Below are 219 nucleotides of genomic sequence, written 5' to 3'. Positions count from 1 at the left end.
CCGGTGTTGACGGTGCAGGTAACTACCGTCTGACATTGACAGATGCCCTGATCGCTGCCAACAACAACGCAGGTGTTCTGGCCATCGTCAACGACAACGACACAGCCAATGATGCCAACAATGCAGCTGACACAGCTGGTACAGCCGTTGAAAGCGCAGTCGTCATCGACGCACGTACACTGAGCGCCACAAGCCGCTTCAGCTACAACGGCGAAGAAG

Annotated in this window: 1 protein-coding gene; it reads left to right on the top strand. The window is 55.7% G+C overall.

The window, feature by feature from the left end:
* On the top strand, window positions 1-219 hold a 219-nt coding region (locus ACO0LN_RS30505; RefSeq protein ID WP_422980537.1), incomplete at both ends, for a hypothetical protein.

The organism is Undibacterium sp. TC9W, from assembly GCF_049339865.1.
Lineage (GTDB): Bacteria > Pseudomonadota > Gammaproteobacteria > Burkholderiales > Burkholderiaceae_D > Undibacterium.
Note: the sequence above shows the minus strand (reverse complement) of the source record. Positions and strands in the feature narration are given on the sequence as shown.